Genomic DNA, 18,590 nt, shown 5'->3' with positions numbered 1-18,590 from the left:
GTCACTGCCCCGGCGTGAAGACGTTGAAGTACGCCAGCAGCGCCGTGACGAAGATCCAGGCGATGGTGATCGGAATGAAGACCTTCCAACCCAGTCGCATGATCTGGTCGTAGCGGTAGCGCGGGAACGAAGCGCGGAACCAGATGAAGCAGCTCGCGAAGAAGAACACCTTCGCCAGCAGCCACCACCAGCCGTCCACGGAGAGCAGCGGGATGTTCAAGCCATGCAACGGGCTGAGCCAGCCGCCGAGGAAGAAGATCGACGTCGTGAAGCTGACGAGGATCATGTTCGCGTACTCGGCCAGGAAGAACAGCGCGAACTGCGAGCCGGAGTATTCGACCATGTGCCCGGCGACGATTTCCGATTCGCCTTCCACCACGTCGAACGGCGCACGGTTGGTTTCCGCCACGCCCGAGACGAAATACACCACGAACAGCGGCAGCAGCGGCCACATGAACCACTCGAACAGGCCTGCATTGCCCGCCTGCGCCATGACGATGTCCGTCAGGTTCAGGCTGCCGGCGGCGATCAGCACGCCGACCAGCGCGAAGCCCATCGCGATTTCGTAGGAGACGACCTGCGCCGCCGCACGCATCGCGCCGAGGAAGGCGTACTTCGAATTCGACGCCCAGCCCGCGAGGATGATGCCGTACACGCCGAGCGAGGTCATCGCCAGCAGGTACAGCAAGCCGGCGTTCGCATTGGACAGCACGACCTTCGCATCGAAGGGCACCACCGCCCACGCGGCGAACGCCGGCACGAGCGTGATCAGCGGCGCGATGCGATACAGGAACGGCTGCGCCACTGTGGGCTGCACCACTTCCTTGAACAACAGCTTGAACACGTCGGCGAAGGCCTGGAGGATGCCCTTGCCCACGTACATCGGCCCGTGGCGCACATGCATCCAGCCGATCAGCTTGCGTTCCCACACCACGTAGAAGGCAACGCTGATGATCACCGGCACGGCGATCAGCAGGATCTTCAGCACGATCCACGCGAGCAGGCCCAGCGGCCCGAAGGCGACGAGCCAATCGCGGAAGGCGTCGACGTACATCATGCGCGGCTGACCTCCACGTTGCCCGAGAGCAGCGCGGCGGTCGCGCCATAACCCGATTCCACCCATGCACAACCGCGCGCCACCTTGTCGCTGGTCGCGACCGGCAGCGTCGCCGTGCCCATGGGGTTCTTCACTTTCGCCACGCCGTCGGCGTGCACGCCTGCCTCGCCCGCGTCCATCGGATGCAGCACGATGCGTGCGCCGAGGGTGAGCGGATGCGCCTGCAGTGCAGCCGCGCGACGCACGGTGGCGTCGCTGCGATAGATCGCCTGCGAAGCGACGATGGCCAGGCCCGCGCCATGCACGGCAGCGTGCGCGGGGGCGGCGGCCTTCGCGACGTCGACGGTGCGCAGCGACAATCCCTTGCGCATGCCCGCGTAATCGGTGAAGTCGAAACCCGCGACGCCGAGATCGGCTGCGACCGCACGCAACACGCGCCAGCCGGCACGTGCTTCACCCGGTGCCTTGCCGCCCGCGGTGAAGTGCTGCACGCGGCCTTCGAGATTGGTCAGCGAGCCTTCGTTTTCCGGCAACGCGGCGATCGGCAGGATCACGTCCGCCACCGCGCGCGTGGATTCGCATGCGTAGTGACTGAAGGCGACGACCTGCGCACCCGACAGTGCCTTGAGCGCGAGCGCCTGGTCGGCGAAGTCCAGGCCCGGTTCGATGCCGTAGATCATGTACGCGCTGCGTGCCTGTTCGAGCATCGCCTGCGTGCCGCGCGTCGCCGGCAGCACGCCGTGCTGCGCCAGGCCCAGCGCATTCGCGCCCTGCGGGATGCGGCACAGCTTCGCGTTGTTCGCCGTAGCGAAACCGCGCGCCGCGGCGCGGATCGCGCTGGCGTGTCCGGAGGTTTCCGCAACGCCGCCGAGGATCACGACGGCGCGCTGCGCGCCCGCGATGTCGACACCGGCGAGCGCGGTGGCGAGTTCGGCCATCGGCACGATGGTTTTGGAGGCGACATCGAAGGCCACGTCGAAATCGACCGGATTGACCATGTGCACGCGCGCGCCCTTCAACTGCGCCTTTCGCACGCGCTGGTGCACGAGCGGCAACTCGTGGCGCAGGTGCGAACCGATGATCACGATGGCATCGGCGTTCTCGATGTCGGCCACCGGCATCGCGAAGGCTTCGGCCACCACGCCGTCGGACACGTCGCGCTGCGCGAGGCGATGATCCAGATTGCCGGTGCCCAGGCCTTCGGCCAGACGCGCAAGCAACGCGCCCTCCTCGTTCGACGTGGCCGGATGCACGAGGATGCCGAGCTGGTCGCCGCCGTTGTCGCGCAGGATCTTCGCGGCCTTGGCGAGCGCTTCTTCCCAGCTGGTTTCGCGCCAATCGTTGCCGTCGCGCACCATCGGCTTCACCGCGCGGTCCTGCGAATACAGGCCTTGGTGCGCGTAGCGGTCGCGATCCGACAGCCAGCATTCGTTGACCGCTTCGTTGTCGCGCGGGACCGAGCGCAGCACTTCGCCACGACGCACGTGGTGGAACAGGTTGCTGCCCAGCGCATCGGAAAAGCCGAGCGATTCGCGCGCAACCAGTTCCCACGGACGCGCGCGGAAGCGGAAGACCTTGTTGGTCAGCGCGCCGACCGGGCACACGTCGATGACATTGCCGGAAAGCTCCGTCGTCAGCGGCTTGCCGTCGTAGGTGCCGATTTGCAGGTTCTCGCCGCGCATCATGCCGCCGAGCTCGTAGGTGCCGGCGATTTCCGCGGTGAAGCGCACGCAACGCGTGCACTGGATGCAGCGCGTCATGTCGCTGGCGACCAGCGGCCCGAAATCTTCGTCGGCGATCACGCGCTTGCGTTCGGAGAAACGGGAGACCGATCGGCCGTAACCCAGCGAGAGGTCCTGCAGCTCGCACTCGCCGCCCTGGTCGCAGATCGGGCAATCGAGCGGATGGTTGATGAGCAGGAACTCCATCACGTTGCGCTGCGACTTCAAGGCCTTGTCGCTGCGCGTGATCACCTTCATGCCGTCCATCACCGGCGTCGCGCACGCGGGCGCCGGCTTGGGCATCTTCTCGACTTCGACCAGGCACATGCGGCAGTTGGCCGCGATGCTCAGCTTGTCGTGATAGCAAAAACGCGGGATCGGAATGCCGGCCTTGTCGGCGGCGGCGATGATCATCGAGCCCTTGGGCGCGGTCATCGCGACGCCGTCGATCTCGATGGCGACGTGGCCCTCGGGCACGACCGGCTTCACATCGGTTCCGACAGCGCTCATGCGGCCACACTCTGCTTGGCGACCACGGTCCCGGCGCGCTGGTCGTCGACCAGGAAGCGCCCGTTGACGATCGCGTATTCGAATTCGTCCCAGAAATGGTGCAGGAAGCCCTGCACCGGCCACGCGGCGGCTTCGCCGAACGCGCAGATGGTGTGGCCCTCGATCTGCCCCGCGGCGGCACGCAACATCTGGAGATCGTCCAGCGTCGCCTGCTTTTCCACGATGCGCGTCAGCATCCGATACATCCAGCCCGTGCCTTCGCGGCACGGCGTGCACTGGCCGCAGCTTTCCTTGAAGTAGAAGCGCGCGATGCGCTGGCACGCGCGCACCATGCAGGTGGTTTCGTCCATCACGATGACCGCGCCCGAGCCCAGGCCGGAACCGGCCTTCTGGATCGAGTCGTAATCCATCGTGCAGGCCATCATCGCCTCGGCAGGCAACACCTTCATCGACGAACCGCCGGGAATCACGGCCTTGAGCTTGTGGCCGCTGCGGATGCCGCCGGCGAGCTGCAGCAGATCGGCGAACGAGGTGCCCAGGCGAATCTCGTAGTTGCCCGGCTTCGCAACGTGGCCCGACACCGAGAACACCTTCGGGCCGCCATTGTTCGGCTTGCCGAGGTTGAGGAACCACTCCGCGCCGTTGCGGATGATCGCCGGCACCGAAGCATAGGTTTCGGTGTTGTTGATCGTGGTCGGCTTGCCGTACAGGCCGAAGTTGGCCGGGAACGGCGGCTTGTAGCGCGGCTGCCCCTTCTTGCCTTCGAGCGATTCCATCAGCGCGGTTTCTTCGCCGCAGATGTAGGCGCCGGCGCCGAGCACGTTGTACAGATCGATGTCGATGCCGCTGCCGAGCAGGTTCTTGCCGAGCCAGCCGTTGGCGTAGGCCTCGCGCGTGGCCTCTTCCAGGTGTTCGAAGGGCTCGTGGTGGAATTCACCGCGCAGGTAGTTGTACGCCGCCGGCGAACCGGTCGCGTAACACGCGATCGCCATGCCCTCGATCACCGCATGCGGGTTGTAGCGCAGGATGTCGCGATCCTTCGCCGTGCCCGGTTCGGATTCGTCGGAGTTGCACAGGATGTACTTGACGCCCGGGCCCTTCGGCATGAAGGACCACTTCAGGCCGGTCGGGAAACCCGCGCCGCCGCGGCCGCGCAGGCCCGAGGCCTTGACCATTTCGATCACGGCAGCCGGCTCGATCTTCTCTTCGAGGATCTTGCGCAGCGCTGCGTAACCGCCGGTCTTCAGATAGTTTTCGTAACTCCACGGCTTGTCGAAGTGCAGCGTCGTGTAGACGACGTTGTGCTCCTGCGGCGCGGGGCCGACGGGACCGGTGGGTTCAGCGTAGTGACCATGCCCTGCCATGCGTTACTCCAGGCCGTCCAGGAGCTCGTCGACTTTCTGGGTCGAAAGCTTCTCGTGGTAGTGGCCGTTGATCACCATCATCGGCGCGCCGCAGCACGCGGCCAGGCATTCCTCTTCGCGCTTGAGGAAGATGCGGCCATCGGCCGTGCTTTCGCCGAGCTTGCAACCGAGCTTCTGCTCGGCGTGCGCGACCAGGTCTTCGGCGCCGTTGAGCCAGCAACTGATGTTCGTGCAGAAGGCGACGTTGTTGCGGCCGACCTTTTGGGTCTCGAACATCGAATAGAACGTGGCGACTTCGTACGCCCACACCGGCGGGATCGACAGGTACTTGGCGACCGCGGCGATGAGCTCGTCGGTCAGCCAGCCGCCGTTCTGTTCCTGCGCGGCATGCAGCCCCTGCAGCACCGCCGACCGCTTGCGGTCGACCGGAAACTTGGTGAGCCAGTGGTCGATGTGCGCACGCGTGGCGTCCGACAGCACCTGCTGCGGATCGACGTTGCGCGCGTTCTCGAAGTTGCCGGTCGCTCTCATCGGTTCTGCCTTGCTCGCATCTGTGTGGCCGATCGCGACGCGATCAGCGGTCGATCTCGCCGAACACCACGTCGTAGGTTCCGATCATCGCGACGACGTCGGCCAGCATGTGGCCACGGACGATCGCGTCCATCGACGAGAGGTGGGCGAAGCCCGGCGCGCGCAGCTTGCAGCGGAACGGCTTGTTGGCGCCGTCGCTGACCAGGTACACGCCGAATTCGCCCTTCGGCGCTTCCACCGCGCAGTACGTCTCCCCTGCCGGGACGCAATACCCTTCGGTGAACAGCTTGAAGTGGTGGATCAGGGCTTCCATGTCGTCCTTCATCTCCTCGCGGGAGGGAGGCGCGACCTTGTAGTTGTCCAGCATCACCGGGCCGGGGTTGGCCTTCAGCCATTGCACGCACTGGGCGATGATGCGATTGGCCTGGCGCATTTCGGCGACGCGCACGAGATAACGGTCGTAGCAATCGCCGTTGGTGCCGAGCGGAATGTCGAAGTCGACTTCGGCGTACTTCGCGTAGGGCTGCTTCTTGCGCAGGTCCCACGCCAGGCCCGAACCACGGACCATCGGGCCGCTCATGCCCCACGCGAGCGCATCTTCCGGCGACACCACGCCGATGCCGACGGTGCGCTGCTTCCAGATGCGGTTCTCGGTGAGCAGCGTCTCGTATTCGTCGACGCGATTCGGGAAGTCCTGCGTGAAGCGTTCCAGGTAGTCCAGCAACGAGCCTTCGCGCCATTCGTTGAAGCGCTTGAGCTTCTGGCCCTTGCGCCACGGCGACTCGCGGTATTTCGGCATGTGGTCGGGCAGGTCGCGATAGACGCCGCCCGGGCGGTAGTACGTGGCGTGCATGCGCGCGCCCGACACCGCCTCGTAGACGTCCATCAGTTCCTCGCGTTCGCGGAACGCGTAGAGGAACACCGCCATCGCGCCCAGGTCCAGCGCGCTGGAACCGATCCACATCAGGTGGTTCAGGATGCGCGTGATCTCGTCGAACATCGTCCGGATCCACTGCGCGCGTTCCGGTGCCTCAATGCCGAGCAAGGTCTCGATGGCGCGCACGTAGGCGTGCTCGTTGCACATCATCGAGACGTAATCCAGGCGATCCATGTAGCCGATCGACTGGTTGAAGGGCTTGGATTCGGTGAGCTTCTCGGTGCCGCGATGCAGCAGGCCGATGTGCGGATCGGCGCGCTGCACGATTTCGCCGTCCATCTCGAGGATGAGGCGCAGCACGCCGTGCGCGGCCGGGTGCTGCGGGCCGAAGTTGAGCGTGTAGTTGCGGATCTCGGCGTTGTGCAGGCCCGAGGTTTTCGCGACGGACGGCAGGATCTGGGCGCTCACTTGCGCGCCTCCTTTTCTTCGCCGGCGGCGGTGGCGTAGCGCGCATCGTCGCGGATCACGCGCGGCACGCCCACGCGCGGCTCGACGGACGTGACGGGCTCGTACACCACGCGCTGGCGCTCGTTGTCGTACCGGACCTCGACGTTGCCGATCAGCGGGAAATCCTTGCGGAAGGGATGGCCGACGAAACCGTAGTCGGTGAGGATGCGGCGCAGGTCCGGATGCCCTTCGAACAGGATGCCGAACATGTCGAAGGCTTCGCGTTCGAACCAGTTCACGCCCGGCCACAGGTCGACGATGGACGGCACAACCGGCAGTGCATCGTCGGCGGCGAACGTGCGCACGCGCACGCGTTGGTTGTGCTGCATCGACATCAGGTGCGCGGCGACTGCGAAACGGCGGTTTGGCGCGGGTTCTTCCTGCAGGCCGCTGGGTTGTTCGCCCCACTTGAAGCGGCCGGGGCCGCGGCCTTCGACGCCGCGGCTGAAGCCTTCGGACGACACGTCGGTGGTGTCCCACTCGTCGTTGCCGTAACCGAGGTAGTCCACGCCGCAGACGTCCATGCACAGTTCGAAACCGAAGGTATCGCGCAGGTCGGCGCACGCGGCGTGCCACGCCGAGGGCGGCACTTCGAGCGTGACTTCGTTGCGCGGCACGGCGACGGTGACGACCGCGCCATCGAAGCGTGCATCGGCGAAGTGCGCGCGCAGGCGCTCGACGAAGGCGGTGCTCATGCGGTGGCGCCCTGCTTGCCGGACGGATCGCGCGGTGCTTCTTGCTTGGTCGAGAACGGCGAAGACTCGTTGCGGCGGATCTTCTTCTGCAACTGCAGGATGCCGTAGACCAGCGCTTCGGCCGTCGGCGGGCAGCCAGGCACGTAGATGTCGACCGGGACGATGCGATCGCAACCACGCACGACCGCGTAGGAATAGTGGTAGTAACCGCCGCCGTTGGCGCAGCTGCCCATCGAGATGACCCACTTCGGGTCGGGCATCTGGTCGTAGACCTTGCGCAGCGCCGGCGCCATCTTGTTGACCAGCGTGCCGGCCACGATCATCACGTCGGACTGGCGCGGCGAGGGACGGAACACGACGCCGTAGCGGTCCAGGTCCAGGCGCGCGGCACCGGCGTGCATCATTTCCACCGCGCAGCACGCCAGGCCGAAGGTCATCGGCCACATCGAACCGGTGCGCGCCCAATTCCACAGCGCGTCGAAGCTCGTGGTGACGAAGCCCTGCTCGAGCAGCGGATTCTCGCCTTCGGGCCGCAGGATGTCGCCGACGCGATCTTCCGGCAGCGGGTTGTGCATCAACCCCGAGACAGTTTGGATCACTCCCATTCGAGTGCACCCTTCTTCCAGACGTAGACGAAACCGATCACGAGCAGCGCGAGGAACACGCCCATCTCCACCAGGCCGAACAGGCCGAGCTCGCGGAACACCAGGGCCCACGGGAAGACGAACGCGATTTCCAGGTCGAAGACGATGAACAGGATCGCGATGAGGTAATAGCGCACGTCGAACTGCATGCGCGCGTCTTCGAATGCGTTGAAGCCGCACTCGTAAGGCGAGAGTTTTTCCGCACTGGGGCGCTTGGGCCCGAGCACGTTGCCCACGACGATCAGGGCGACACCGATGCCGAGGGCGACGATCAGGAACAGCAGGGTCGGCAGATATTCAGCCAGCACGCTCGCACCTCTTGATTCGCTCGTGGGCAGGGGGCTCGCACGAGCCGGCTATTGTAACGGGCCGTGCACGAAGACAACCAGCCTTGGTGGACTTTCGAGTACAAAAAAACCCGCGCAAGGCGGGTTGTTTTGTTTGGTGCCCAAGGGGGGACTCGAACCCCCACGACCTAAGCCGCTACCACCTCAAGGTAGTGCGTCTACCAATTCCGCCACCTGGGCAATCAGGTCCCGCATCGCGCATCGCGCGCTGCGGAGTTCGACATTGTATGTCGTAACAATCCGTGTGCGAAGGCTTGCGCCGTTATTTCGTCGTCGCCGGGGCCGGTGCCACGGGCACCGCGCCGTTGGCCGCGGGGGCTGCCGTGTTGGCGGCGGGCGCCGCAGGCACGGCCGCGTTGGCCGGCGGCTGCGCGGCCGGGGCCGAGGGCACGCCCGACATCAGGCCGAGATCGGTCTGCGCCTTCTGCGCTTCGGCCGGCGCCCGCATGGCGTGCGTGAAGTGCCAGCCCATGAACAGGGCGATGCAGAAAAAGGTGATCGCGAGCCACTTGGTGCTCTTCGACAGGAAGTTGCCTGCGCCGCGCGAACCGAACACGGTCGCCGACGCACCCGCGCCGAAACCGGAACCGGCCTGCGCACCCGCGCCGCGCTGCATGAGGATGAGCACGATCATCGCGATCGCGATGAGCACGTACAGCACGTTGAGGATCGTCATCAACATCGGGAAGGAACTCTGCCTTTGGCTCAGGCCGCCGCGTCTGCGATGGCCAGGAAATCACGGGCGACGAGGGAGGCGCCACCCACCAGCCCGCCGTCGACGTCGGGCTGCGAGAACAGCGCCTTCGCGTTGTCGGGCTTCACGCTGCCGCCGTAGAGTATGGGCAGCAAGCCGGCAATGTTAGCAGAGCGCGAAGCGACCTCGCCACGAATGAACGCATGGACCGCCTGGGCCTGCTCCGGGGTGGCCGTACGGCCGGTTCCGATCGCCCAGACCGGCTCGTAGGCGATGACCGCGCCGTCCAGGGCCTCGGGGCCGCCGAGCACGAAGATCGGCTCCAGCTGTTCCTCGATGCGCCATTCGGTCTGGCCCGCTTCCCGCTCGCGGAGGGATTCGCCGACGCACAGGATCGGGATGAGCCCTGCCCGCTTGGCCGCGAAGAACTTCTGCGCGACCAGCCGGCTGTTCTCGCCGTGGTATTGGCGCCGCTCGGAATGGCCCACCAGGCCGTACTTCGCGCCGACGTCGAGCAGCATCGCGGCCGACACCTCGCCGGTGTAGGCGCCCTTCTCGTTCACGCTGACGTCCTGCGCCCCGAAGGACACCCCGCGCGCGTCGAAATGTTCGGCCAGCTCGCCCAGGTAGGGCAGCGGCGGCAGCACCACCCGTTCGACGCCCGCCACCGGCGCGACGCACGCGATCTCTTCCACCAGCGCGCACGCGAAGTTGCGATCGCCATGCAGTTTCCAGTTGCCCGCCACGATCCTGCGCCGCATGTGCTGCCTTCCGGGAACGACCCTCGAAGCGCGGAAGTCTATCGCAGCGGCGCGCCCGGAGGCCGCCCGTTATGATCGGCCCATGTCGACGCTCCTCCCGCCCGCACGCCCATCGCTTCCCGTCCTGCCTTATCGCAAGCCCACCGAGGGACGCGACTACTGGGTGTTCGACGATGTCCTCCCCGACCCCGACGCCGTGCGCGCACGCACGCTCGCGCGCACCGACTGGATCGAGGGTTACCCGCACAAACCCGAATCCTGGCCGGGCATGCGCGTGATGCCGGGCCTGCTGGCCGGCGAACTGGACATCGTCGATACGCTGGTGCGCAAGGCCACGGGCGTCGAAAAGCTCTGGGTGGAAACCGCGCCGGATGGCGCGCACCTCAACCACAACTGCATCCAGGTCGTCGGCGCCGACGAATGCGAGGCACGGCCCCACACCGATTCGCGCGCATTGTGCCGGTTCGCCGCGGTGCTCTATCTCAACCCGTCGGTGCCGGACGACTGCGGCACGACGTTCTTCCGCCAGCGTCTCCCGGGCGGGCAACGTGGCGGCAACAGCGTCATGCCGCCGCATCAAACCCTGGTCGAAGCGCTACGCACCCGTTTTGTCGCGCCCGATTCCTTCGTCGAGGACGTGAGCGTCGCCCACCGATTCAATCGATTGCTGCTCTATCGCGCGAACCTGCTGCACAGCGCGACGGCGTACCACGGACGCGACCTCGCGGAAAAACGCATGGCCGCGGTGTTTTTCTGGATGGCCAAGGCATGACCGCCACGATCAAGTACGAGTCGGCCATCGATCTTGCCGCACGCAACAACTCGCATACCCTGCTCCACGAGCTCGCCATCGCCGATGGGCGCGCACACCTGGACATGCTCGAAGTCGGTTGCTCATCGGGCTATCTCGGCGCCTCGCTCGTCGCGCGCGGCCACCGCGTCGTCGGCGTCGAGCCCGATCCGGCCGCGGCGCAGGCGGCCTCACGCGTGTTGAGCGAAGTCTGGAACGGCGGCCTCGAGGATTTCCTCGCCACGCATCCCGACGCGCGCTTCGACACCCTGCTGTTCGGCGACGTCCTCGAACATCTCGTCGATCCTGCCGCCGCCCTTCGCGCCGCCGTGCGCCACTTGCGCGACGGTGGCGGCGTGGCGATCAGCCTGCCGAACATCGCGCACGGCAGCGTCCGCGCGATGCTGCTGGACGGCCGTTGGGACTACGCGCAACACGGCATCCTCGACCACACGCACCTGCGCTTCTTCACCCGCGGCACGATCGCGCAACTCCTCGCCGACGCCGGGTTGCGCCTGGAACGCCTGTACGAAGTCGTGGTGCCGATGCACAAGGTCGATGCCGACTACGGCATGCAGCTTTCACCCGAACTGATGACGCTCGTCGAGTTGCTCGACGACGCCGATTCGCGTCATGCCTTCCAATACGTGCTGCGCGCGGTGCCTTCGACGCAACCGGCCGCCGCATTGCTCGCCGACAATCGCGCCGTCCGCGCCGAGCGCGTGGCGCCGATGGATCGCATCCCGGGCGCGGGCTCGTTCAAGCAGCGGATGCAGGTCAAGTTGTTCCGCGCGCTGCTTTCATCGATCAGCAAGCGCAGGTTCCGCGGCAGGTAATCACTTCAACTTGATTTCGCGCAGCCGCTCTTCCAGGTAAGCCTGCGCCGTGATCGCCTCGGGATAGCGGGAGGGATTTTCGGCGGTCGCGCACGAATCCAGCACGTCGATCAGGAAATCGGGATTCGGGTGCAGGAAGAAGGGCGTCGAATAGCGCGGCTGGCGCGCGAGTTCGCCCGGTGGGTTGACCACGCGGTGCGTCGTCGAGGGATACACGTGGTTGGTCAGGCGCTGCAACATGTCGCCGATGTTGACGACGATGGTGTCCGCGTCCGAGGTGAACGGTACCCACTCGCCCGTCCGCGACTTCACTTCCAGGCCCGCGGCGCTCGCGCCGACCAGCAGGGTGATCAGGTTGATGTCCTCGTGCGCGCCCGCGCGCACGTTCGGGATGTCGGGCGTGGTGATCGGCGGATAGTGGATCGGCCGCAGGATCGAATTGCCGTAATTGGTCTTGTCGACGAAATAGTCTTCAGGCAACCCGATGTGCAACGCGAGCGCCGCGAGCACCTGCGCGCCGAGCTTGTCGAGCGCCTGGTACAGGCCGTAGCCCACCTCGCGGAACTCCGGGATTTCCGCGGGCCACGGATTGGCGGGCATCACGTCGGCACAATGATGGTCGCGTGGGATTTCGCGGCCGATGTGCCAGAACTCCTTGAGGTCGTGATGTTGCGCGCCCTTCGCAGTTTCCACGCCGAAGGGCGTGTAGCCGCGCGCGCCGCCGCCACCGGCGAGGTGATATTGGCGCTTGGTCTGTTCGGGCAACGCGAAGTAACGCTGGAACACGTCGTACGCGCGGTCGATCAGGTCCTGCGGAATGCCGTGGTTGCGGATCCCTGCAAAACCCCACTCGCGGTAGGCGTTGCCCAACTGCGCAACGAACGCGTCGCGGTCTTCGGGGCTTTTGGGATGCGTGAAGCGCGCGATATCGAGCGTGGGAATGCGGGTTTCGGAAGTCATCTGCGGGTTCGTCGGTTATTGCGCGGCCGCGCGCACGGCGTCGGCCAGTTTTTCCAGGGTGCTGCGGACGAGTGCGTCGTCGTCGGCTTCGACCGTGACGCGCACGACCGGTTCGGTGCCCGATGGCCGCAGGAACGCGCGACCGCGGCCTGCAACGGCCGATTGCGCTTCGGCGAGCGCGGCTTGCACCGAGGCTTGTTCGACCGGCTTGGCCCCCGCTGCGAGCTGCACGTTGACCGTCTTCTGCGGCACCTTGCGCATGCCGGCGAGTGCTTCGCGCAAGGTCAGGCCGCGGCGACGCAGGACTTCGAGCACCTGCAGCGCACTGACGATGCCGTCGCCGGTGCTCGCGCGATCCAGGCAAAGCAGATGGCCCGACGCCTCGCCGCCCAGCACGCCTTCGTGCTCGACCAGCATCTGGTGGACGTAGCGGTCGCCGACCTTCGAACGCAGGAACGCGATGCCGCGTTCGCCCAGCGCGCGTTCCAGGCCGTAGTTGGTCATCAGCGTGCCGACCATCGGGCCGCGCAGGCGGCCGCTGTCCTGCCAGTCGGTCGCGAGGATGTACAGCAGGTCGTCGCCGTCGCAGATCGTGCCGTCGTCGGCGACGAACAGCACGCGATCGCCGTCGCCGTCGAAGGCGATGCCGATGTCCGCGTTCGTGGCGCGCAGGTGCGCGACCAGCGATTCGGGATGCGTGGAACCCACGCCGTCGTTGATGTTCAACCCGTTCGGATCGATCCCGATCGCATCCACGCGCGCGCCGAGCTCGCGCAACACCAGCGGCGCGATCTGGTAGGTCGCGCCGTTCGCGCAATCCATCGCGATCTGCAGGCCGGTGAGGTCGAAGCCCTTGGGCACCGAGTTCTTGCAAGCCTCGACGTAACGCTCCACCGCGCCGCGCGTGCGCAAGGCCTTGCCCAGGTTCTCCGACGCGACGGTCGTGAAGGGTTGATCGAGCGCGGCTTCGATCGCGAGTTCGGTCGCGTCGTCGAGCTTCTCGCCTTCGGCCGAGAAGAACTTGATGCCGTTGTCGTGGTGCGGATTGTGCGAGGCGGAAATGACGATGCCGCCGTCGGCGCGCAGGGAGCGCGTCAGGTGCGCGACGGCCGGCGTGGGCATCGGGCCCACGAGCTGCACGTCGACGCCCGCGGCCACCAGGCCCGCTTCGAGCGCGGCTTCGAACATGTAATTCGAGATCCGCGTGTCCTTGCCGATGATGACCAGAGGCTTGCGCCATTCGCGAAGCGATTGCCGTTGCGCCTCGCGCAGCGCCAGGCCGTAGGCGTTGCCCAGTCGCAGGACGAAGTCCGCGGAAATCGCGCCCTCGCCCACCCGGCCGCGGATGCCATCGGTGCCGAAATAGCGGCGGCTCAAGCGATGGTCTCCGGGTCGTTCGCCGGCTCGGGTTGTTTCTGCATCATCGCGACCAGGTGCGCGATGCGGTCGCGCATTTCGCGGCGGTCGCAGATCTGGTCGATCGCGCCGTGGTCGAGCAGGAATTCGGGGCGCTGGAAGCCTTCCGGCAATTTCTCGCGCACGGTCTGTTCGATCACGCGCGGTCCGGCGAAGCCGATCAGCGCACCCGGTTCGGCGATGTTGATGTCGCCCAGCATCGCGAAGGAGGCCGACACGCCGCCGGTGGTCGGATGCGTGAGCACCGAGATGTACGGCACGCCGGCGTCGCGCAGGCGCGCGAGCGCCGCGGAGGTCTTGGCCATCTGCATCAGCGAGAACAGGCTTTCCTGCATGCGCGCGCCGCCGCTGGCGGAGAAGCACACGAAGGGTGCGCGCAAGGCCAGCGCGCGTTCTGCGGCGCGGGTGAAGCGCTCACCGACGACCGAACCCATCGAACCGCCCATGTAGGCGAAGTCGAACGAAGCGGCGACGAGATCGCGCCCCTTCAGCTTGCCTTCCATCGCCACGAGCGCATCGCGCTCGCCGGTCGATTTCTGCGCGGCCTTGATGCGGTCGGAATATTTCTTCTGGTCCTTGAACTTCAGCACGTCGGTCGGACCGAGCTCGGCGCCGATCTCGATTCCCGTCGTCCCCGGGTCGAACAACGAGGCGAGGCGCGCACGTGCGCGGATCGCCATGTGGTGGCCGCACTTCGGGCAAACCTCGAGGTTTTCCTCGAGCTCCGGGCGATACAGCACCGACCCGCACTTGTCGCACTTTTCCCACAGGCCTTCCGGCACGCTGCGCTTGTTGCCGCCTTCGGTGCGGATGCGCGAGGGCATCAGTTTCTTCAGCCAGGACACGTGGCGATCTTCCGTTCAGTGGTGCTGGAAAGGGATGGGGGACTTGCGGTCTCGCAGGCGCGGCAGTCTAGCGCAGCGTCCCGCGAGGGCAATGCGACGGGCTATGCGGCCCGCGCACCGGGTGCGGCGTCGAGCGCGGCGCGCAGCGGCGCCAGGAAACGCGTGGCTTCGGCGGGCGGATCGGTGGCCCCGGCGAGCGCCGCGACCAGCGCGCTGCCCACCACCACGCCGTCTGCGTGTTCGGCCATCGCGGCCGCCGATGCGGCGTCCTTGATGCCGAAACCGGCGAGCACCGGGACCTTCGCCTGCTTGCGCAGCGCTTGCAGGCGTTCGGACGCGGCGCCGGCATCGAGCCGGTCGGCGCCGGTCACGCCGGCGAAGCTCACAAAATACAGATACCCCTGCGCGTCGTCGCACAGTCGACGCAGGCGCGCTTCTGGCGTCGTCGGCGACGCAAGGAGGATCAGCGCGACGCCGTTGCTGTCCAACGCCGCACGTAGGTCGCCGGCTTCTTCCGGCGGGAGGTCGACGAGCAACACGCCGTCGACGCCCGCTTTCGACGCATCGCTCGCGAATCGTTCGACGCCGCGGATCTCGACGGGATTCAGATATCCCATCAGGACCACCGGCGTGGCCGCATCGGTTTCGCGGAACGCGCGCACCGTTTCGAACACGTACGACAGCCCGGCGCCGCGCGCGAGCGCGCGTTCCGAGCTGCGTTGGATCACGGGGCCGTCCGCCATCGGGTCGGAGAACGGCACGCCGAGTTCGAGCACGTCCGCGCCCGCCGCGACGAGCGCATGCAGCACCGGCACCGTCGCGTCGAGCGCGGGATCGCCCGCGGTGACGAACGGCACCAGCGCCTTGCGCCCGCGTGCGCGCAGGGCGTCGAAGGTGTCGACGAGCCGGCTCACGCGTTCGGCTGGTCCTGCACGGTGGTGTCCTGCGCGGCCCTGGCGGCGGCCTGGCGCGCCAGTTCGGCCTGCAGTTCCGAGGCACCGACGTCGATGCCGCGCTCATGGCCCAGGCCGTCCAGGTGCTCGTTGAGCATCGTGCGATACAGCTTGGTCATGTAGTTGAGGAAGTCCTGGCGCTCGTTGGCGACATTCGCGCCCGAGGCGCCCATGAAGGTGTGCACGTTGAAGCGCGCGGCCGCGTACAGCGAGGCCATGCTGATGCGCTTCAGGCCGTGTTCCTTGGACTGCTTGTTGGTCAGTTCCAGGTATTCGTTGACCACCTGGAAGAATTTCGGGTCGAGCTGGTTCTGCTGCTCGTCGGCCTGGGCCTGGGCGTCGGTGTTGGTTTCGTCGGTCATGGGGTGTTTGCTCCTGGCAAGGTTCAGAAAGAAAGACCGTCGCGCGCGGCGATGGTGTGCACGTCCTTGTCGCCGCGGCCGGACAGGTTGCACAGCACGATCGCATCGCGCGGCATTCCCCGCGCGAGCTTCATGGCTTGCGCGACGGCGTGGCTGGATTCGAGCGCCGCGAGGATGCCCTCGGTGCGCGCGAGTTGGTGGAAGGCGGCCAGCGCTTCGTCGTCGGTGATGCCGACGTAATGCGCGCGGCCGGTGTCCTTCAGGAAAGCGTGTTCGGGGCCGACGCCCGGATAGTCAAGGCCCGCCGACACCGAATGCGTTTCCACGATCTGGCCGTCGTCGTCGCACAGCACGTAGGTGCGGTTGCCGTGCAGCACGCCGGGGCGCCCCGCTCCGAGCGAGGCGGCGTGGTGGCCCGTTTCGATGCCCTCGCCCGCCGCTTCGGCGCCGACGATGCGCACCGCGCGGTCGTTGAGGAAGGCGTGGAAGATGCCGATCGCGTTGCTGCCGCCGCCGACGCACGCGGTGACGACATCCGGCAGGCGGCCGTAGTCGGCAAGCATCTGCGCGCGCGCTTCGCGGCCGACGACCGCGTTGAAATCGCGCACCATGCGCGGATACGGATCGGGGCCTGCAACGGTGCCGATGATGTAGAACGTGTCGCTGACGTTGGTCACCCAGTCGCGCATCGCTTCGTTCAGCGCGTCCTTGAGCGTTTGCGAACCGCTGGTCACCGGCACGACCCTCGCGCCGAGCAAATGCATGCGATACACGTTGATCTTCTGGCGCTCGATGTCCGTCGCGCCCATGTAGACGACGCATTCCAGGCCCAGGCGCGCGGCCACCGTCGCCGAAGCGACGCCATGCTGGCCGGCGCCGGTTTCCGCGATGATCCGCCGCTTGCCCATGCGGCGCGCGAGCAGCGCCTGGCCGATGGTGTTGTTGATCTTGTGCGCGCCGGTGTGGTTCAAATCTTCGCGCTTGAGCAGGATGCGCGCACCGCCCACATCTTCGGACAAGCGCGTGGCTTCGTAGATCGGGCTGGGGCGGCCGACGTAATGCTTGAGGTCGTGTTCGAATTCGGCGATGAACGCCGGGTCCACGCGTGCCGCGTCGTAGGCGGCGGCCAGCTCGTCCAGCGGGCCGATCAGGGTTTCGGCCACGAACCGCCCGCCGTAGCGGCCGAAATGGCCGGTCGGATCGGGGGTGTTGCTGAAATCGATCAGCGCGGAGCCGGGGTTTGCAGGCTCAGTCTGGGTGGCAGTCGGCACGACGGACTTCTTCGACGAAACGACGCATCTTATCGCCGTCCTTGATCCCGGGGGCGGTTTCGATCCCGGAGGCCACGTCCACGCCCCACGGCAGCGTCGAAATCACCGCGTCGAACACGTTGTCCGGGCGCAGGCCGCCGGCCAGGACGAAGGGCTTGCCGAGCCCGGTGGGCACGGTCGACCAGTCGAACACCGCGCCCGTGCCGCCTTGCTGGCCCTCGGCGTGGCCGTCGAAGAGGAACGCCGATGCCGTGGGGAACTTCGTCAGCAGCTGGATCGCGTGCTGGGCGCGCTGGGCCGGGTCGAGGCCGCGCATCGGGATGCCCTTGATGTAGGGCACGCCGAAGCTCTTGCAGAAGGCGTCGTCCTCCGATCCGTGGAACTGCAGCACGCTCGGACGCACCTGCTTGAGGACGGCGCGCACTTCGTCGGCGGCGTTGTCCTTGAACAGCGCCACCGCGTCGACCAGCGGCTCCATCGCGTTGCGCATCGCGCGGGCTTCCTCGGGCTGCAGGCGGCGCGGGCTGCCTTCGGCGAAAACGAAGCCGACGGCGTCCACGCCCAGTTCGCTGGCCAGGCGCACGTCGCCCGCGCGGGTCATGCCGCAGAACTTGATACGCGTGCGAAACAACGTCTTGCTCAAGCGCTCACCTCGTCGGGCAGGCCGAACAGGCCGGGATAGACGGGACCGAGGAAGCACAGCCCGGTGGGCGGCGCGGTGGGGCCGGCGAGATTCCGGTCGCGTCCGGCCAACAACTCGGCGATCCAGGCCGGCGGCTGTTCGCCACGTCCGACCGGGACCAGGGAGCCGACGATATTGCGGACCATGTGATGCAGGAATGCATTCGCCCTCACATCGATCCAAACCTCATCGGCAGCCTGCTCGACAGTGATGGCCTGCAGGTCGCGCCGCGCGTGCGGCGCCTGGCAATGGACAGTGCGGAATGCGCTGAAATCGTGCTCCCCGACCAGGGCCTGCGCCGCGGCATGCATTGCGCCCACGTCGAGGGGCAAGCGCTCCCAGGTCACGTATTGCCGGCCCAGCGCCGGGCGCACGGCACGGTTGAGGATGCGGTAGCGGTAACGCCGCGCGACCGCGGAGAAGCGCGCGTGGAAATCGTCGGCCACGGGCACGCACCAGCGCACGCTCATGCTGGCCGGCAGGCGCGAGGTGGCACCGAGCATCCAACCTCGGGGATCGCGCTGCACATCGGTTTCGAAATGCACGACCTGGCAGGCCGCGTGCACGCCGGCATCGGTGCGTCCGGCGCAGACCGTGTCGATCTGCGTATTCGCGACGAAGGACAGCGCCGTTTCCAGCGCCTGCTGCACGGTTTCATCGCCGGCGACGCCCGGCTTGCTGAGGCGCTGCCAGCCGAGGAAGTCGCCGCCGTCGTATTCGACGCCGAGCGCGAAGCGCGCCATCAACCCGGGGACATCAACAGGTCA

General features: G+C 66.8%; 20 protein-coding genes and 1 tRNA gene. 2 read left to right on the top strand and 19 right to left on the bottom strand.

Going from position 1 to position 18,590, the window contains the following annotated elements; genetic code table 11:
- Position 1: 1 nt before the first annotated feature.
- The 11 genes from nuoH to tpiA all read right to left on the bottom strand — a co-directional run bounded on the left by nuoH (position 2) and on the right by tpiA (position 9,708).
- Positions 2-1,057 (bottom strand): NADH-quinone oxidoreductase subunit NuoH, encoded by a 1,056-nt coding sequence (nuoH, locus tag ACXJJ8_RS14480; RefSeq protein ID WP_499031423.1) that lies wholly within the window; start codon positions 1,055-1,057, stop codon positions 2-4.
- A complete protein-coding gene (gene nuoG, locus ACXJJ8_RS14475) occupies positions 1,054-3,288 on the bottom strand; it encodes an NADH-quinone oxidoreductase subunit NuoG (protein WP_499031420.1) in 2,235 nt (744 codons plus the stop codon). Before nuoG ends, nuoH begins: the two co-directional genes overlap by 4 nt.
- A complete protein-coding gene (gene nuoF, locus ACXJJ8_RS14470; RefSeq protein WP_499031417.1) occupies positions 3,285-4,652 on the bottom strand; it encodes an NADH-quinone oxidoreductase subunit NuoF in 1,368 nt (455 codons plus the stop codon). Before nuoF ends, nuoG begins: the two co-directional genes overlap by 4 nt.
- A gap of 3 nt (positions 4,653-4,655) precedes the next feature.
- Positions 4,656-5,183 (bottom strand): NADH-quinone oxidoreductase subunit NuoE, encoded by a 528-nt coding sequence (gene nuoE / locus ACXJJ8_RS14465; protein WP_499031414.1) that lies wholly within the window; start codon positions 5,181-5,183, stop codon positions 4,656-4,658.
- A 43-nt stretch (positions 5,184-5,226) separates the two neighbouring features.
- Positions 5,227-6,528 carry an NADH-quinone oxidoreductase subunit D gene (locus tag ACXJJ8_RS14460; RefSeq protein ID WP_499031411.1) on the bottom strand — a complete coding sequence of 434 codons (1,302 nt, stop codon included), beginning with the start codon at positions 6,526-6,528 and terminating at the stop codon, positions 5,227-5,229.
- Positions 6,525-7,262 (bottom strand): NADH-quinone oxidoreductase subunit C, encoded by a 738-nt coding sequence (locus ACXJJ8_RS14455; RefSeq protein WP_499031409.1) that lies wholly within the window; start codon positions 7,260-7,262, stop codon positions 6,525-6,527. Before ACXJJ8_RS14455 ends, ACXJJ8_RS14460 begins: the two co-directional genes overlap by 4 nt.
- Positions 7,259-7,867 carry a NuoB/complex I 20 kDa subunit family protein gene (locus tag ACXJJ8_RS14450; RefSeq protein WP_499031406.1) on the bottom strand — a complete coding sequence of 203 codons (609 nt, stop codon included), beginning with the start codon at positions 7,865-7,867 and terminating at the stop codon, positions 7,259-7,261. The genes ACXJJ8_RS14455 and ACXJJ8_RS14450 overlap by 4 nt, the downstream gene beginning before the upstream one ends.
- Entirely contained in the window at positions 7,858-8,214 is a 357-nt protein-coding gene (locus ACXJJ8_RS14445) for an NADH-quinone oxidoreductase subunit A (RefSeq protein ID WP_499031403.1), read from the bottom strand. Before ACXJJ8_RS14445 ends, ACXJJ8_RS14450 begins: the two co-directional genes overlap by 10 nt.
- Before the next feature lie 134 nt (positions 8,215-8,348).
- Positions 8,349-8,433: transfer RNA gene (locus ACXJJ8_RS14440), tRNA-Leu, on the bottom strand.
- A gap of 82 nt (positions 8,434-8,515) precedes the next feature.
- Positions 8,516-8,935, bottom strand: a complete 420-nt coding sequence (gene secG, locus ACXJJ8_RS14435) for a preprotein translocase subunit SecG (RefSeq protein WP_499031400.1) — start codon at positions 8,933-8,935, stop codon at positions 8,516-8,518.
- A 23-nt stretch (positions 8,936-8,958) separates the two neighbouring features.
- A complete protein-coding gene (tpiA, locus tag ACXJJ8_RS14430) occupies positions 8,959-9,708 on the bottom strand; it encodes a triose-phosphate isomerase (protein ID WP_499031397.1) in 750 nt (249 codons plus the stop codon).
- A gap of 82 nt (positions 9,709-9,790) precedes the next feature.
- Between tpiA and ACXJJ8_RS14425 the strand changes: the two genes are divergently transcribed.
- Together ACXJJ8_RS14425 and ACXJJ8_RS14420 are read left to right on the top strand one after the other, a co-directional pair.
- A complete protein-coding gene (locus tag ACXJJ8_RS14425) occupies positions 9,791-10,480 on the top strand; it encodes a DUF6445 family protein (protein ID WP_499031395.1) in 690 nt (229 codons plus the stop codon).
- Positions 10,477-11,334 carry a class I SAM-dependent methyltransferase gene (locus tag ACXJJ8_RS14420; RefSeq protein ID WP_499031392.1) on the top strand — a complete coding sequence of 286 codons (858 nt, stop codon included), beginning with the start codon at positions 10,477-10,479 and terminating at the stop codon, positions 11,332-11,334. Before ACXJJ8_RS14425 ends, ACXJJ8_RS14420 begins: the two co-directional genes overlap by 4 nt.
- Here ACXJJ8_RS14420 and ACXJJ8_RS14415 read toward each other — a convergent pair whose 3' ends face one another.
- From ACXJJ8_RS14415 to truA, 8 genes are all read right to left on the bottom strand, one after another.
- On the bottom strand, positions 11,335-12,294 hold the full coding sequence (locus tag ACXJJ8_RS14415) for an isopenicillin N synthase family dioxygenase (RefSeq protein WP_499031389.1): 960 nt from the start codon (positions 12,292-12,294) through the stop codon (positions 11,335-11,337).
- A gap of 15 nt (positions 12,295-12,309) precedes the next feature.
- The gene (glmM, locus tag ACXJJ8_RS14410; protein WP_499031386.1) at positions 12,310-13,671 is read right to left on the bottom strand and encodes a phosphoglucosamine mutase; all 1,362 of its coding nucleotides are present in this window, start codon (positions 13,669-13,671) and stop codon (positions 12,310-12,312) included.
- The gene (gene accD / locus ACXJJ8_RS14405; RefSeq protein ID WP_499031384.1) at positions 13,668-14,555 is read right to left on the bottom strand and encodes an acetyl-CoA carboxylase, carboxyltransferase subunit beta; all 888 of its coding nucleotides are present in this window, start codon (positions 14,553-14,555) and stop codon (positions 13,668-13,670) included. The genes glmM and accD overlap by 4 nt, the downstream gene beginning before the upstream one ends.
- 101 nt (positions 14,556-14,656) lie before the next feature.
- Positions 14,657-15,469, bottom strand: coding sequence for a tryptophan synthase subunit alpha (trpA, locus tag ACXJJ8_RS14400; RefSeq protein ID WP_499031381.1), 813 nt, complete (start codon positions 15,467-15,469; stop codon positions 14,657-14,659).
- Entirely contained in the window at positions 15,466-15,870 is a 405-nt protein-coding gene (locus ACXJJ8_RS14395; protein ID WP_499031378.1) for a DUF3144 domain-containing protein, read from the bottom strand. Before ACXJJ8_RS14395 ends, trpA begins: the two co-directional genes overlap by 4 nt.
- Positions 15,871-15,893: 23 nt before the next feature.
- Positions 15,894-17,096 carry a tryptophan synthase subunit beta gene (trpB, locus tag ACXJJ8_RS14390; protein ID WP_499031503.1) on the bottom strand — a complete coding sequence of 401 codons (1,203 nt, stop codon included), beginning with the start codon at positions 17,094-17,096 and terminating at the stop codon, positions 15,894-15,896.
- A gap of 22 nt (positions 17,097-17,118) precedes the next feature.
- Complete coding sequence (locus ACXJJ8_RS14385) at positions 17,119-17,784, bottom strand: phosphoribosylanthranilate isomerase (RefSeq protein WP_499031375.1); 666 nt, start codon at positions 17,782-17,784, stop codon at positions 17,119-17,121.
- Positions 17,781-18,566 (bottom strand): tRNA pseudouridine(38-40) synthase TruA, encoded by a 786-nt coding sequence (gene truA / locus ACXJJ8_RS14380; RefSeq protein ID WP_499031372.1) that lies wholly within the window; start codon positions 18,564-18,566, stop codon positions 17,781-17,783. Before truA ends, ACXJJ8_RS14385 begins: the two co-directional genes overlap by 4 nt.
- Positions 18,567-18,590 lie beyond the last annotated feature (24 nt).

The sequence above is a fragment of the Lysobacter sp. P5_C4 genome (assembly GCF_054049695.1).
Note: the sequence above shows the minus strand (reverse complement) of the source record. Positions and strands in the feature narration are given on the sequence as shown.